We start from the raw sequence: 15,774 nt of genomic DNA, 5'->3' as shown, positions 1-15,774 counted from the left end.
TATATGCAAACTGTGGGCCAAAACGTAAAAACCGTATTTGCAGCTTAAAATTAGCATATTGCTTTATTATTATTCCCGATATGGGAATTATTTTCCACAAACGGGAAAAGCCGAATAGTTTAGTACGCTTCTCGCTTTCCATGCAGTTGGGCAGCACTATAATTTTCAATTTTTTGATGTAAATCGTCGGGGTTAAACGGCTTGCTGATGTAATCGTTCATGCCGGCCTCAAAGGCTTTATCTTTAATATCTAACATAGCCGAAGCTGTTAATGCAATAATAGGAATGAGTTTAAATTTTTCGCCGTCTAAATTTCTAATGGCCGATGCTGCCTCGTAACCATCCATCTCTGGCATTTGTAAATCCATAAATATCATATCATAATCATTTGCCTGCACCTTAGCTATTGCTTCCAGTCCGTTAGAAACTATATCATATTCTATTTCCCATAATTTCATAAATTGCTTTATCAGCATCACGTTTATCTCATTATCCTCGGCCATTAGTACTTTAACTCCTTTTAAGCTGCGGCTTACCGGTTGTACAAGGCGGGGTTTGTTTTTGATGAGATCGTTAGAGCCGTTTTTAAATGTTAATCGAAATTTAAAAGCAGAACCTACACCAGGTTCGCTTTCTACATGGATACTCCCGCCCTGCAATTCAATTAATTTTTTTGTGATGGCAAGGCCAAGGCCTGTTCCGCCAAACTTGCGGGTTGTATCCGAACTGGCTTGCGTAAATCTTTCAAATACTGAGGTAATTTTATCTTTGGCAATCCCTATACCGGTATCAGCAATTTCAAAGTCAATAACAGTGTTTTGGTGGTCTCTGCTTTCTAAAACTGCCGAGATAGTTACTTTGCCTTTAGATGTAAATTTGATGGCATTATTGATGAGGTTTGTTAATATTTGCCCTAACCGTACCTGGTCGCCAACTACAGCGTCTGCAACATCTTTATCAATTATCAGCTTTAGTTTTAAGCCTTTTTCGTTGGCGCGGTGCAGTAAGGCCTGCCTAACGTTGTTAACCAAATCTTCAACGCTAAAATCTGCCATTTCAAATTCAATCTTACCTTCCTCAATTTTGCTGAAATCCAAAATATCGTTAATTAATACCAACAGGTTATCTCCCGAAAATTTCAAAACGTTGAGGTATTCCAGTTGTTCGGGGCTTGGGTTTTTTTGCAGAAGTAAATTAGTAAAGCCTATCACGGCGTTCATAGGCGTTCTGATCTCGTGGCTCATTGTCGACAAAAACTGCGATTTTGCAAGGGTAGCCTGCTCGGCCTGTTCCTTGGCTTTTATCAGCTCTTGTTCGGCGTTTTTACGGCCGGTAATATCTACAATAGCACCATATATTTTTGTTACCTCGCCCTTTTCGTTTAAGTAAGGCTTGCCAATGGCGTTAATAACTTTCATGGTACCATTGGGCAAAACAATTCGGAGGTCAAAGTTCGAAACCTGGGCTGTAGTAATTAACTGTTTAACTTCGTTAATGTACAGCTCCTTATCGTCGGGGTGTATCATTTTGCCAAAAGTTTCTGTTGATGGGCCATCCGTTTCCGGTTCGATCCCAAAAATGCGAAATGCCTCAGCCGACCAGTAGTTTTTACCTGTAACGAGGTCGGATTCCCAACTGCCGCTGTGTGTAAGTTCCTGTGTTTCGGATAGCATAGCCTCGTTGCGCCGTATCATTTCTTCGGCCTTCTTTTGTGCAGTAATTTCGTGCAAAACGGCTAACAGTACTTGCTCATGGTTTATTTTTACAAGGCTTAGGGTTACCAGTACAAAAAACAATTCACCATTAAGGCGCTTATGTTGCCATTCAAACTGGTGAAATCCCTTTTCATACGCCACTCTGTCCATCTCTTTGGCTTTGACGTCAGAATATATCCCATCTGGCTGACAGTCAGGTGAAAAGATGGCCGGATGAAAAGAAAGAAGTTCTTCTTTACTTTGGCAACCATAAAGATTAACAGCGGCGTTATTACAATCTAATATACCTTTGGCGCCTACTAACAGGTGTGCATCGGGCGAAAATTCAAATATTACACGCAGGTTTTCCTCAGCTAATTTTCTATCGGTAATATCCTGAAAAACGCCGTATAATTTTGTTGTCGTTCCGTTTTTAAACTTAGCTTTTCCGGACGAACGCACCCATATCGCTTTTCCCTTTGCGGTAATAAAAGGCAATTCAAAATCCCAGGGTTCGCCGGTTGACATTGATTTTGCAATAGCTTCTTTTATAATTTCTCTACCTTCGGGCAGATAAAATGACAAGGCATTTTCCAGATCGGGCCTAATAGCCGGATCAAGCTCATGGATTTTGTACACCTCTTCGGACCAATAGGGGGTCATCGTAGCTAAGTCGAGCTCCCAGGCACCTGTTTTGGTGAGTTTGCCTGTCTCGGCAAGCATTTCATCTGCGTACTTGTAAGTGGTAACATTATGTAAAATGCCGTTAAAAATGGTGGCATCGCCGTTTACCTGGTTGTGTGTAGCTACACCCTGTAGCCACATTTTTTTTCCGTTCGGCAAGTTAAAGCAGCCCTCCCATTGCCAATTTGTTAACGTGCGGGATGAATTTATAATGGATGTGCGAAAATTATCCTGGTCGGATTCTGATAAAAGGTTAAAAAAACAAGATGGGTTTTCTAAAATAGAAATAGGTTTTAATTCTAACTCAGTTTCAACAGCCTGGTTTATTAACAAGAAAGAGATGTTATTTTTAACAACTTTTAGTTGGAATACTATAGACGGTAATGCCATAAAAATGGCTTCAAAATTAGAAAGGGTATTAACTAGGGGAAGCATAGTTTATATGTGTGGCATTTTTTACGAAGAGGTAAACACATTTGTTGTGTTTAAAATTTAATGCATACACATTAAAAGTTGAGTGCAATGATATTGAAACCTTTTGTAAAGTTTTATATTTTAGGCACTTAATATTTAATCTTAATAAAGCGGGGTTGCTGCTGTAACCTAATTGCTTATTTTAAAGGTCGGTAACAATAGGCTGGTGCAGCGGTGTGTAATAATGTATTATAAATTGGATGTAAAATATAGAAAAGAAAATGTTGTATTGTAGATAGCCTACAATACAACCTTTTCTTTAACAGACCGGGCAACCTGGCTGGCAGTGTCTTCGGCGTATGCCTTTGCTTTGTTAACCAAATCCGACGGATTGTCTAAAAAGTCGCTCAATATGGAAGATCCGTCTTCTCTCTTTTTTGTGATATGCTGAACGCCGTAAGCTACTGCCGCACCCAGCACAAATGTTTTAATAAATCCCATAGTTGTATTTTTAATTAATTAGTTACAATGATTGTGCCATTAAATTAAGGCATCAGTATTTGTTTAAAAGCAAGGCTATCGCCCTTAAAGGTGTCAAAATCTACAACATGATGGATGCCGTTAACTGTGGCTTTGCTGGTGTGCTGCCAAAACAGCCAGTTTGCGGCGCGGTTAACACTCAGTTCGGGTTTATCATAATGGGCTATCCATAACGGATAACCGTCATAATATCCTTTAAGGTAGTCAACATAAAAACTTAGGCCCGAGTAAATAATTGGTTTAACGCGGGTTTTATAACGCAGGTAAGTAAAAAAATCGTTTAGGGCCAGGCGCATCCTTTCGGGCGAAACGCCGTCCAGTTTTTCAATGTCCACCACTAAAGGCATATCATTTTTTTCAAGCTTAACGGTTTTTAAAAATAAGGCCGCCTGTATTTTGCCATTTTTGGCCGGCCTAAAAAAATGATAAGCACCGCAAATCAGTCCGGTTTTTGCAGCTTCGCGCCAGTTAAGCTGAAAGTACGAATCAACAAATTGCTCGCCTTCGGTTGCCTTAATAAAGGCGAAGGTAATATGCATTCCGTTTTCTTCCATGGTTTTAACCTTTAACCAATCTATTTTACCCTGGGCGTAGGATACATCAATGCCGTGGATGGTATATTTTTCGTTTACGTGTATGTTGAAACTTTTATAATGGCGGTAGTTTGGGTTTTCGCCAATATCGTTTATCCAGTGCCAGCCCGTTAAAAAGCCCGAAGCGATGTACTTGTAGTAAAAAGGCGATGCAATAATTAATACCAAAATTGCAATTACAATTTTTAACGGGGTAAAAAAACTTTTTTTAAGTGGTTTGGCAGCCGCTTTACGTGGCCTTGCGGTTGGTTTGCCCGCAGGCTTTTTTTTTATTTGACGAGGCTTGGCTGAGGGTTTACGTGGAAGGGCTGGCACACCGGCAAAAATACAAAAAACGTTAAATACGAGATAGCAATGGTGGGGTTAATTTTGACTGTAGGGGGAGTAAACGGGTGTTACCGGCATTTTTTTGTTTTTTTTAAATCAACCCGTTTTGGAAAAAACCATTTCATTTTGGTATGGTTTTTTTTATTGCCTGAGTATAAAAAGTGCTTTTTTAATTGTTTTATTGCTATTTGCAAACTATGGCATTATGCTTGTTTATAGGCCATCAAAATATAAATTACTTTGTTTACTCCCGTTTTTGCTGTTTAATGAAATTATTTATACGGATCTCCAATCCTGCTACTTCTTTTCCCTCTAATATACTATTGATACAACCATGACCCCTCATTTAAAAAAGCTATCCTTTGCAGGGATGCTCATCACCCTCGGAATTATTTTTGGCGATATCGGTACATCGCCATTGTATGTTTTTCAAACCTTGTTAGTAGAAGGCGGCAAAGTAGATGAGGCCCTTGTATTGGGCTCTATCTCCTGCATCTTCTGGACGCTTACACTGCAAACAACCTTTAAGTACATTGTTATTACTTTACAAGCCGATAATAATGGCGAGGGTGGTATATTTTCGTTATACGCACTGGTTAGGCGGTACGGTAAATGGCTGGCCATTCCGGCAATTATTGGTGCAGGCTGTTTATTGGCCGATGGTATCATTACCCCGCCCATATCGGTAGCATCAGCCATCGAAGGTTTGAATTTGGTACCTGCTTTCTCAAGTGCAATTGTGGCGGGCAATAACCTTGTTATAGGTATTGTGATAGGCATTATTGTGCTGCTGTTTTTTTTCCAGCAGTTTGGTACTAAGGTGGTAGGTTCGGCATTTGGCCCGGTTATGTTAATGTGGTTTTTAATGATCGGGGTTTTAGGTGCTATGCAGTTTGTTCATTACCCATCTATCATCAAAGCTTTTAACCCTTATTATGGCTATAGGTTGCTGGTTTATCACCCAAGCGGTTTTTGGTTGCTGGGTGCTGTTTTTTTATGCACCACCGGTGCCGAAGCGCTATACTCAGATTTGGGCCACTGTGGCCGAAAAAACATCCAGATTAGCTGGATATTTGTAAAAACAACTTTGCTGTTAAACTATTTGGGGCAAGCTGCATGGGTATTAACCCGCCCGGCCGGTTTTGATTTTAATAGTGTTAACCCATTCTTCCAGATAGTGCCGCCATCGTTTTTATTGCCTTGTATTGCACTGGCAACCTTGGCAACCATTATTGCCAGCCAGGCTTTAATAAGCGGTTCGTTCACCCTGATAAGCGAAGCCGTAAGTATGAACTTTTGGCCACGTATAACCATTAAATTCCCATCTAACATTCGCGGGCAAATTTATATACCCAGCATTAACTGGATATTGTGTGTGGGCTGTATTTTGGTAACCCTTTATTTCCGCAAGGTTGAAGCCATGACAGCCGCCTACGGTTTTAGTATTACCATAGCCATGCTTACAACTACCATTTTAATGTACTATTTTATGCGTTATGTTAAGCATTGGCCTGCATGGTTGGTTATTATTATATTATGTGTATTCCTGAGTGTCGAGTCATCGTTCTTCATCACTAACTCGGTAAAAATATTAAAACGGTTATTCTTCCTGGTGTTTGAGTTTGGCTTAATATTTACCATGTATATTTGGTTTAGGGCCCGTAAAATCAACAACCGCTTTCTGCACTTTATCGACCTGAAAGATCAGATCCCGATGCTTAACGCTTTGAGTAAAGATACCTCGGTAGCAAAATATTCAACCCACCTTATTTATTTAACCAAGGCTAATAACGCTAAACAAATTGAGCAAAAAATAATGTACTCGATAATGAGCCGCAGCCCTAAGCGTGCCGATACTTATTGGTTTGTACACATTGAACGCACCGACGAGCCTTTTACTATGGAGTACAGTATTGACCAGATAGAACCCGGCAAGGTAATACGGATTGAATTTAGGTTAGGTTTTAGGATACAGCCTAAGGTAAACGTGTTATACCGAAAGGTGGTTGAAGATATGGTTGCGCGAAACGAGATTGATATTACAAGCAACTACGAATCGTTACGGCAATACAAAATTGCGGCCGATTTCAGGTTTATTATTATGGAAAAATTCTTGTCGTATAACAACCTGTTTAACGTTAGCGAAGGGTTTATTTTACGTTGTTATTTTGCCATTAAAAAAATGGCACAATCGGAAGCGAAAGCTTTTGGCCTGGATACCAGCGAAACCCGAATTGAGAAAATACCACTGGTGGTTAAACCAGTAAATAACATATCGCTAAAAAGGATTGAACCACATCTTGCTGAATTTAGCTGATAAATATCGACATTGCAGGCTCAATGGTTTCATGAGCTTAAAAAATAAACTTCGTGCCGGTATTTGCTTCTTGTTTTTGCTTGCCTTGCTCTGTTCGGGCTTGGCGGCTTATTATTTGCAGCGCCTTTCGAGCGAGTCGAATGCGATATTGAAGGATAATTACCGCTCAATTACGTATACCCAAAATATAGGTAATTTATTAGATGCACCTTTAACGGCGGCAAATTTGAGTGCTATACAAGCAAACTTAACCGCCCAAAAACAAAATGTAACCGAAATAGGCGAAAGGCAATTAACCCGGTCGTTGCAAAATTTATTTAATAGTTATCAAAAAGCGGGCGGTAACCCCGCCCTACTTGGGCAATTAAGCTTTAAAATGCGGGCAACTATTGATGCCATAGTGCGCATCAATATGAAGTCGATTGAGTTTAAAGGCCAAATAGCTAATAATACGGCAAAACATGGCTTAATTATTATTGCGCTCATGGGGTCGTTTTGTTTTCTTATCGGCTTTAGTTTTTTGGTTAACTTTCCGGATTATATTGCAACGCCGGTTACCAAACTTGCCGAAGGGCTTGAGCAGGTAACTATAAAAAATGAGGCGAAAACTAATTTAATAGCCACCATTTCGCACGAGTTAAAAACGCCCATATCGTCGATAAAAATGAGTTTGAAGTTATTGGAAGACTCGCGCGTGGGGCAGGTAAATACCGAGCAAAGGCAGCTGATTGAAAACATAACCGACGATACCCAGCGCCTGCTGCAAATTACCGGCGAATTACTCAATATGGCGCAGGTTGAAACAGGCAAAATACAGCTTAATTTTGGCAGTGCACACCCAAAAGATATTGTTGATTATGCTGTTAAGGCCCTCAAATTTATTGCCGACCAGCGCCGGGTTAGCATTAAGGTTTATTATGATGATAATTTGCCTAATGTTAGGGCCGATTTGGATAAAACAACCTGGGTGCTTATCAACCTGCTATCAAACGCGATAAAATATAGCAGCGAAAATGCTTTTATTGAATTGAGCGTTAAAAAAATAAGATCAAATAGCATAGAGTTTTCTGTTAAGGATTATGGGAAGGGTATTGAACCCCAGTATCTTGATCGTGTATTTGAACGTTATTTTAAAATTCCGGGGATTAACTCCGGGCAACCGGGAACCGGCCTTGGGCTAGCCATAGCTAAGGATTTTATTGAGGCGCAAGCCGGCAAAATAGGGGTAGAGAGCCAATTGAACCAAGGTAGCAGGTTTTACTTTTGGTTAGCCGTTGGATAGTATTATTGGTGTTTTATTTATCTGTGTTTCAAGTTACCTGCCGCGCTGGCAACTAACAAATATCTAAATTGTGTAAATATTTATAAAAGCACTAATTAATAAGCGGGTAAAGCATAATATGTTTTGGAATTTGAATGTAGTATGTTACTTTTATAAACCCTAACTAATTATCGGCTATTTAATTATGATTTCGCAATTCCTTTTTACGTATGTACTACCCATCATACTACTTTCGTTTATTATTGTATTAATTGCAGTAAACCTTTTGCCCGCCAATAATAATAAACACGATAATTAATCCTGAAAATTAACCTGTTCATAGGTGTACTGTTTGCTTACACATATCACCGTGGCGTTGTTTTCTGTGGGGATGGTTTTTATCTCATGGTTAACATGCAATTAAAGTGTTTAATACAGCAAATTGGAGCAAAATTAAATTACGTTTCCCATTAAAGGGTCGGTAAAACCTGGCTTTCCGGTTTCCACGCGGCCCGCATATTGCCTGCTAAAGGCATTTGTACCGGTTATATTTACTGTAAAATGATACCAGTTATGGCTTGTGCTTAAATTAAGTACAAGGGTTTCGGTATGCCCCGGCGGCAACGCTTTTTGGAGCTTGTTGGTTTTATAAGCGTTATCGGTTACCAGTACAGTGTGGTGCTGGTTGCTTGTATTGGTTAGTTTTAAAATAACATTACCAGTTAATTTGTTTTTAGTTAGGCTACGTTCATAGTCAACTTCGATAGTAATATCCGGGTCGGCGGCATTGCCTGTAAACTCCCTGTAAAAGCCATTAGGGCCATAAACCCGCAAATGGTATTTATCGTTTTCAAAAGCATGCAGCGGCCAGCTATCGGCCAGTTTATCACCTGCACTTACGGCGTAGGCCCAGGTGCGTACCGCATCAAAAGTTTGATTAGGCTGAAGGCAATTACCGGGCGCATACACATTAAAAGGGCAGCCCTGGGTTTTACTTCCAAAAACTTCGTTGCGGTTATCAAATGCAATTTCGAAGGTTTTTTTATCGGCACTAAGCTTACCGTTTACATGTAACTGGTAAGGCAATGCATTGGAGGGTTTAACGCCGCTCTCCTGCTTTAAAAATGCCGATGGGTTTGCATTAAATTGTTCGGCCTCCTGCTTGTTAAAAAGTTGGTATGTTGTAGGTAGCTTTTTAAACTTGGCTTTATGTATGGTTTCCAAAAAAGCATCCTTTGTAACAAAATCAGGCGAGGGTATTCCATCGCTGTGATAGGGCCTGAAAACCGAAGTAAGGTTGCCGCAAACTGTGCGGCGCCATTGGCTTATATTGGGTTCGCTAATGTTTTTGCCTGTTTTTTTCGATAAAAAGTCTTCTAAAAATTGGAGTGTTGAAGTATGATCGAACACCTGCGAGTTAACCCAGCCACCCTTGCTCCATGGCGATGCAATAACCAACGGAACCCTGTAGCCTAAACCAATAGGCCCTTCGCGTTCAAACTTCTCGGGGAAACCGTTGCGGGCACTTGCTTGCTCGCGGGTTACAAACTCAACACTGGTATCAATCCCTGCCGATACCTTGCCTGTGTTATTGTTACGGGCATCGGGCGCAACAAAAGGTGGTATGTGGTCAAAATAACCGTCGTTTTCATCATAAGCTAAAATGAAAATGGTTTTTTTCCATACCTCGGGGTTTTGAGTTAAAATATCCAGAACTTCGGATACGTACCACGCGCCATACCAGGGTGCCGAAGGATGATCGGAAAAGCTTTCGGGAGCCGTAAGCCATGATACCGTTGGTAATTTACCGGAATTTACGTCCTTCTTAAACTGATGCAACACATCGCCCTTGGGTACTTTTAAGCTGCGGTTTATGCCATCGTCGTTATAATTAAGGGTGGTTAAATCGTGGTAATCCGGATCGTTTTTATTGGTGTCGAATGCTTTTAAATGAATGTTTTTTTGTTGTTGCGATAAGGCTTCAAAAGCGGTTGCATTATAAACTTCGGCTTCTTTTTTTAAATCATCAAGCTCGGCTTGTTTCTTTTTCAGGAGTTTTTTTGTAGCCGGTAATTGCTCGTCTTTTTCGGTTAATGAGTTTATTTTATTTTCAAGTTGAGCTATTTCGGCAGGTAGTTGTGCTAAACGTTTAGTAATGTTAGTGAGATGCGCCTGGTGCAGTTTAACATTGTACTGTGCAAAATATTCGAGTGGATTATCGCCAAAATTAGACAGCCAAAAGTCTTCGTCGCTTTTTAAGCCGGTATCAACGCTGATCTCGTTTTGATAGCATTTCCAGGCAATTCCGTTTTCTTCCAATCGTTCGGGGAAGGTTTTCCATTTCAATTGTGCCGAATCGGCATCTTCGTTCCACACATTGGCCCTTGAGGTTTCGTGTTGTTCTTCACGTACCGTGCCCGACCAAAAAAAGAGCCGGTTGGGGGTAGTTCCCGTAAGGGATGAGCAAAAATTTTGATCGCAAACGGTAAAGGCATCTGCCAGCGAGTAGTAAAAAGGCAAGTCTTCGCGCTTATGGTAGCCCAGCGTTAATGGCATGTTTGCGTATTCGGGCGTGCCCGAGCGTTTAAAATCAAGCCATTTATCATATTTACCATCATTGCGCGCATTGCTTTGATTGGCCCAGCTATGCGGCAGCGAATGCATCCATGTAGCCTTGGTGTTTTTAATATCGAGATGGAAGGGTGCATAGGTTTGGCCGGCGGCATTGGTTTGCAGCCAAACTTTATTTTGATTAGGTAAATCAATGGCCCGTGGGTCGTTAAAGCCCCTCACGCCTTTTAGGCTGCCGTAGCAATGGTCGAAAGAGCGGTTCTCCTGCATCAGGATAACGATATGCTCGGCATCAAGGTAGGTGCTGCCTTCGGGTGCGTTTATAGCCAACGCTTTTTGTATAGATGGAGGCAAAACATTAGCCAACGCAGCAGTGCCGCTTAAAAATGCAGCCTTTTTTAAAAACTCTCTTCGCGTATCACTCATATTACCAATAGTTATTAATTACCTTTATTTTAAATGCCGTTTTGATAGCCGAGGCGCATGTATCACATTACCCCGTTATTAATATCGTTGCCGAATATAAATGGCATTTCCACATGCTTGTAACATTTGGTTTTGGCTGCCCGGCTATCTACTGTTCTAAAATAATAAAACAGTGTTTATGCAGGGTTTAAAATATGTTATCTTTTTGCAACCTCCATTAATCGCAATTGTCCGATGGGTTTAAGCCCTCCTTGTCCCTGGTTAAGGTAGGTACGCCGTTAGGGAAGGTTACTATCCATATGCTATCAAAATCATCATCGGGCCAGGTTAGGTTATCTAATTGAATGCCTAAGGCTTTGGTAATAAAGGGTATGGCTTTGTGTTCCCAGGTTACTAATATTAAGCCGGTTTTAGTTTTTAAATCGGCGGCTATTTCGTTGTATTCGTGTTCGTCGTGGGTGGTATTTACGGCTATGTTGTATTTTACAACAAGTGGTATAACCGTTTGGAACATGCGCGAATGAAGGGTGGCATTGCCAAGCGTCATTGGGGGTACGTATACAAAATTGGGAACACCAAATTTTGATGTAATAACTGCCGGCAATAAGCGCGAACGGTTTAAACCTTTACAATTAAGGTTATTGCCAACTAATGGTTTTTCGCCGTGGCGTATTAGCACTATTTTTAGATTGGCCGCAGTTGTTGTGCTTTGGGCTATACTGCTTTGCGATAACGCGGCAAACATTAGTAGGGCAATTAAAATTTTATTCATGATAGTATCAAGGCTAATATTCAGCAATGTTACTATTACTAACGTTAATATTAGGTTAAATTTTATGCTGCAAATTGGTGCTCAATTTTGTTTAGCAAACTGGTAACATCAAAAGGTTTGGCTAAAAAATCATCGGGTCCGTTTTTTTGCGACATGCAATCAACCAGGTTATGCGTTGCCGAAATTAAGATAACCGGTATGTTGCAGATGTAAGTTTCTTCCCTTTGTTTTATGGCATGGCATATCTCTCGCCCGTCCATATCTGCAAGCATTACGTCAAGCAAAATCAAGTCGGGACGGTAGTTGTCAATGTACTCAAAAATTTTATCACCTCTCGGGGTGGTGTTCACTTCGTACCCGTTATATTCTAATACGTCGCGTAAAGCACCTAATATGGCTAAATCATCGTCAATCACCAATATCCTTTTGCACATAATTTCCACATTTGTTTATGGTTAGGCAATATTTGTGCCAATAATCATGATGCTTATTGGTGTAAGGTTTAATTTATAAAACCATGATAAACCTTTATCTGTTAACTTTGCAAACTCATATATACACGATATGGATAAATTTGTACTATTTGTTTGTTTACTATTTTTAACCAATAAACTTTTTGCGCAAACCAGTGCGGATAGCGGCAAGGTATCCCCTTTAAAAACCATTAGCTATACCCAATTTAAGGCTTATATTGACGGTGTAGACCTTAGCAATATGGCCGCCGTTGCCGAACTAAACGGCTATCCCGACCCTCAGAAAACGTTGAACCTTAAAAAAGAATTGATGCTTAACGCCGGGCAAGTTAAAGAGGTTACAACCATTAATAATGAGCTTAAACGTAAAATGAAAGAAATGGGCGAGTATATATTAAAAAACGAGCATGCCCTTGATGAGCTTTTCCGTACAAAAAAGGTAGACGACGGTAGTTTGATTTTTTACACCAACCGCTTTGGTTTATACCAGGGCGAAATGCGCAATGCCATTTTACAGGCATATATTAAAGTATTAGCTGTTTTAAGCACCGGGCAGCAAAGTAAATACCAGCAGTTACAGAAAATTGAACGTTAGGTAATATACCGATTGAATTAATTACTTTTGCTGGCTTTATGAGTGCGTTGAGCCTTTATAAGCTATACAAAACAGGTAGTATGAGCTTAAATGATGTTCATCACAATAAAAAAACTAATTGATTCTGATGAAAATTACATTTGATTTTGAAAAGCCCCTTGCCGATTTGCAATTGCAAATGGAAAAGGTAAGGCAAGTTGAAGAAAAAACCAAGGTGGATATGTCGGCAACGTTGGCCGAACTTGACGAGAAATTTGAAACCACCAAAAAACAAATATTTACTCATTTAACCGGCTGGCAGCGTGTACAAATTTCGCGCCACCCTGAGCGCCCTTATACTTTACAGTATATTGAGCTGATGTGTGATGATTTTATTGAAATGCACGGCGACCGCACCGTGGGTGATGATAAAGCTATTGTGGGTGGTTTTGGAACCTTGAACGGACAAACTGTAATGTTTATTGGTCACCAAAAGGGTATTAACACCAAAATGAGGCAATACCGTAATTTTGGTATGGCTAACCCCGAAGGATACCGCAAGGCGTTAAGGCTGATGCGTATAGCCGAAAAGTTTAATAAACCCGTAGTAACTTTGATAGACACACCTGGAGCTTTTCCGGGCCTTGAAGCCGAAGAACGGGGGCAAGGTGAAGCCATTGCGCGCAACCTGCTGGAAATGTCGATACTGAAGGTGCCTGTAATTTGTGTTGTTATAGGCGAAGGAGCATCTGGTGGAGCGTTAGGTATTGGTATTGGCGATAGGGTGCTGATGCTTGAAAACTCGTGGTACTCCGTTATCTCTCCGGAAAATTGCTCAACCATTTTATGGAAAACATGGGAAAATAAAGAGAAGGCAGCCGAGGTGTTAAAGCTTACATCGGTAGATATGCTAAAAAATAAACTGATTGACGGTGTAATTAAGGAGCCTTTAGGAGGCGCACACCAAGACCCGGCTACTATGGCTGCAACGTTAAAAAAACAGCTTATTAAAGACCTGAAGGCACTAAAAGAAAAAACAGCCGAGGAATTGGTGAGTGAGCGTATTGAGAAATTTTGCTCGATGGGGGTGGTTTTAGATAATTAAGCAGATAAAATTTAAAAAATGCTTTTGACTTTAAAAATATCATCCTATATTTGCATTCCATTTCGGAAACGATAAGTAACCGAAAGAGATTGCCTGATAGTATAATGGTAGTACGACGGTTTTTGGTACCGTTTGTCTAGGTTCGAATCCTGGTCGGGCAACATAAAAAATTCGGATTTCGGAGTTTCGATTTCGGATCCGATTTTTTTTATTTTAATGAGTTTCAAATCCGAAATTGTAGTTTCGAAATCCTAAAATTTGCCATGCCTTTACAATTCAACCCTGTTAAACTTTTCTCAGGTTCGGCAACAAAAACACTGTCGGTTAAAATTGCAGAAGCGTATGGGCGAGACTTGGGAGATGTAATTGTATCTCGTTTTAGCGATGGCGAATTTCAGCCTTACTTTAACGAATCGGTTAGAGGGTCGGATGTTTTTTTAATACAAAGCACCAATCCGCCAAGTGATAATTTAATGGAGCTTTTAATGCTGATTGATGCTGCACGCAGGGCATCGGCACATTATGTAACGGCAGTTATACCTTATTTTGGGTTGGCCCGTCAGGACAGGAAAGACAAACCCCGTGTAGCCATTGGTTCAAAACTGGTGGCTAATTTGTTGGTAGCGGCGGGCATTAACCGCATTATGACCATGGACCTACATGCCGCACAGATACAAGGTTTTTTTGATATTCCGGTAGACCATTTGGACGCATCAGTAATATTTGTGCCTTATATAAAAAGCCTCGGCTTAGGTAACTTAACCATAGCTTCGCCGGATATGGGCGGCTCGTACCGGGCACGTGGTTTTGCTAAGTTTTTTAACGCCGAAGTGGTTATTTGCGATAAGCGCCGTAAACGCGCCAACGAAATAGAATCTATGACGGTTATAGGTGATGTAACCGACCAGGATATTGTTTTGATTGATGACATTTGCGATACCGCAGGTACATTAGCAAAAGCAGCAGGCTTAATTATGGAGCGTGGCGCCCGCAGTGTAAGAGCGGTTTGTACACACCCTGTACTATCAGGCAAGGCTTACGAAACCATTGAAAACTCGGTTTTAACCGAATTGATTGTAACTGATACCATTGAGTTAAAACATCAAAGCAGCAAAATACGTGTACTATCAACCGCCGAATTGTTTGCCAAGGCAATTGCCAATGTGAACGAACACGGATCGATAAGCGACTTGTTTAGGGTGGATTAAATGGTTGATGGATCATAGTTGATGGTTCATTGGCATAAAAGAGAGATATATAATTCAATAGATGATGGTCTTTTTGAATTTGAAGATAAAAAAATGGATTGTATAGGTAATGAACGATAGGTGCCATGAACAATGAACTATCAACTATGAACCAGCAATCCATGAACAAACAATAAAATAATAAATACAATGAAATCAATTACTATTAGCGGTTCTCTAAGAGAGAACGTAGGGAAAAGAGACGCCAAAGAGCTGCGTTACGAAGGCAAAGTGCCTGCAGTTTTGTATGGTGGGGCAACACAAACCCACTTCGCGGTGTCCGTAGCTGATTTGAAACCGGTTGTTTACACACCCGTTGTTCATTTCATCGATCTGGATATTCCAGGTACAAAAGCACAAGCCATTATTAAAGACATTCAATTCCATCCGTTAACAGAGGAAATTATCCATGTTGACTTTTTGGAGCTTGATGCTAAAAAAGCGGTTACCATTGAAATTCCAATCCGTTTAACCGGAACTTCTCCTGGTGTTAAAACCGGTGGTAAATTAGTTCAAAAATTGCGTAAACTACGTATCAAGGCTTTACCTGGCGACCACATCGATAATATCGACGTTAGCATCGCTACTTTAGAGGTAGGTAAATCGGTACGTGTTAGCGATTTGAAATTGGAAAAATTAGTTATCACCAATGCAATGGAAGATACTATTGTTTCTGTAACTACCTCACGTGCACTACGTCAGGCAGAACAAGAAGCTGCTTCGGGTAAAAAATAATTACCTGCTAAAATAAAAAGAAGCCTCCCGAGTTATCAGGA

At 40.5% G+C, this 15,774-nt stretch carries 13 protein-coding genes and 1 tRNA gene; 8 read left to right on the top strand and 6 right to left on the bottom strand.

Annotated features, from left to right (window positions below; genetic code table 11):
- Window positions 1-119: 119 nt before the first annotated feature.
- The gene (locus tag BDD43_RS01990; RefSeq protein WP_162846956.1) at window positions 120-2,519 is read right to left on the bottom strand and encodes a PAS domain-containing hybrid sensor histidine kinase/response regulator; all 2,400 of its coding nucleotides are present in this window, start codon (window positions 2,517-2,519) and stop codon (window positions 120-122) included.
- Between the two features lie 70 nt (window positions 2,520-2,589).
- Here BDD43_RS01990 and BDD43_RS29860 point away from each other — a divergent pair, with 70 nt between their 5' ends.
- Window positions 2,590-2,874 carry a hypothetical protein gene (locus tag BDD43_RS29860; RefSeq protein WP_162846955.1) on the top strand — a complete coding sequence of 95 codons (285 nt, stop codon included), beginning with the start codon at window positions 2,590-2,592 and terminating at the stop codon, window positions 2,872-2,874.
- A gap of 218 nt (window positions 2,875-3,092) precedes the next feature.
- On the opposite strand, the gene BDD43_RS01985 is transcribed toward BDD43_RS29860, so the two are convergent.
- Both BDD43_RS01985 and BDD43_RS01980 read right to left on the bottom strand, forming a co-directional pair.
- Window positions 3,093-3,293 carry a YtxH domain-containing protein gene (locus BDD43_RS01985; RefSeq protein WP_121196053.1) on the bottom strand — a complete coding sequence of 67 codons (201 nt, stop codon included), beginning with the start codon at window positions 3,291-3,293 and terminating at the stop codon, window positions 3,093-3,095.
- A gap of 44 nt (window positions 3,294-3,337) precedes the next feature.
- Entirely contained in the window at window positions 3,338-4,093 is a 756-nt protein-coding gene (locus tag BDD43_RS01980; RefSeq protein WP_246001405.1) for a GH25 family lysozyme, read from the bottom strand.
- 493 nt (window positions 4,094-4,586) lie between these two features.
- On the opposite strand from BDD43_RS01980, the gene BDD43_RS01975 reads away from it, so the two are divergent.
- Complete coding sequence (locus tag BDD43_RS01975; RefSeq protein WP_121196050.1) at window positions 4,587-6,569, top strand: KUP/HAK/KT family potassium transporter; 1,983 nt, start codon at window positions 4,587-4,589, stop codon at window positions 6,567-6,569.
- Window positions 6,570-6,600: 31 nt separating this feature from the next.
- Window positions 6,601-7,851, top strand: a complete 1,251-nt coding sequence (locus tag BDD43_RS01970; RefSeq protein WP_121196048.1) for a sensor histidine kinase — start codon at window positions 6,601-6,603, stop codon at window positions 7,849-7,851.
- Window positions 7,852-8,283: 432 nt separating this feature from the next.
- Here BDD43_RS01970 and BDD43_RS01965 read toward each other — a convergent pair whose 3' ends face one another.
- From BDD43_RS01965 to BDD43_RS01955, 3 genes are all read right to left on the bottom strand, one after another.
- Window positions 8,284-10,827 (bottom strand): phosphocholine-specific phospholipase C, encoded by a 2,544-nt coding sequence (locus BDD43_RS01965; RefSeq protein WP_121196047.1) that lies wholly within the window; start codon window positions 10,825-10,827, stop codon window positions 8,284-8,286.
- Window positions 10,828-11,044: 217 nt separating this feature from the next.
- Complete coding sequence (locus BDD43_RS01960; protein WP_121196045.1) at window positions 11,045-11,599, bottom strand: histidine phosphatase family protein; 555 nt, start codon at window positions 11,597-11,599, stop codon at window positions 11,045-11,047.
- A gap of 62 nt (window positions 11,600-11,661) precedes the next feature.
- Window positions 11,662-12,033, bottom strand: coding sequence for a response regulator transcription factor (locus BDD43_RS01955; RefSeq protein ID WP_121196044.1), 372 nt, complete (start codon window positions 12,031-12,033; stop codon window positions 11,662-11,664).
- Window positions 12,034-12,163: 130 nt separating this feature from the next.
- On the opposite strand from BDD43_RS01955, the gene BDD43_RS01950 reads away from it, so the two are divergent.
- From BDD43_RS01950 to BDD43_RS01930, 5 genes are all read left to right on the top strand, one after another.
- Window positions 12,164-12,667, top strand: a complete 504-nt coding sequence (locus BDD43_RS01950) for a hypothetical protein (RefSeq protein WP_121196042.1) — start codon at window positions 12,164-12,166, stop codon at window positions 12,665-12,667.
- A 127-nt stretch (window positions 12,668-12,794) separates the two neighbouring features.
- A complete protein-coding gene (locus BDD43_RS01945) occupies window positions 12,795-13,751 on the top strand; it encodes an acetyl-CoA carboxylase carboxyltransferase subunit alpha (RefSeq protein WP_121196040.1) in 957 nt (318 codons plus the stop codon).
- A gap of 90 nt (window positions 13,752-13,841) precedes the next feature.
- Window positions 13,842-13,912, top strand: a tRNA-Gln gene (locus BDD43_RS01940).
- A 102-nt stretch (window positions 13,913-14,014) separates the two neighbouring features.
- Window positions 14,015-14,959 (top strand): ribose-phosphate pyrophosphokinase, encoded by a 945-nt coding sequence (locus tag BDD43_RS01935; protein WP_121196039.1) that lies wholly within the window; start codon window positions 14,015-14,017, stop codon window positions 14,957-14,959.
- Window positions 14,960-15,148: 189 nt separating this feature from the next.
- On the top strand, window positions 15,149-15,733 hold the full coding sequence (locus tag BDD43_RS01930; RefSeq protein WP_121196037.1) for a 50S ribosomal protein L25/general stress protein Ctc: 585 nt from the start codon (window positions 15,149-15,151) through the stop codon (window positions 15,731-15,733).
- Window positions 15,734-15,774: the final 41 nt, after the last annotated feature.

Source organism: Mucilaginibacter gracilis, from assembly GCF_003633615.1.
Classification (GTDB): domain Bacteria; phylum Bacteroidota; class Bacteroidia; order Sphingobacteriales; family Sphingobacteriaceae; genus Mucilaginibacter; species Mucilaginibacter gracilis.
Note: the sequence above shows the minus strand (reverse complement) of the source record. Positions and strands in the feature narration are given on the sequence as shown.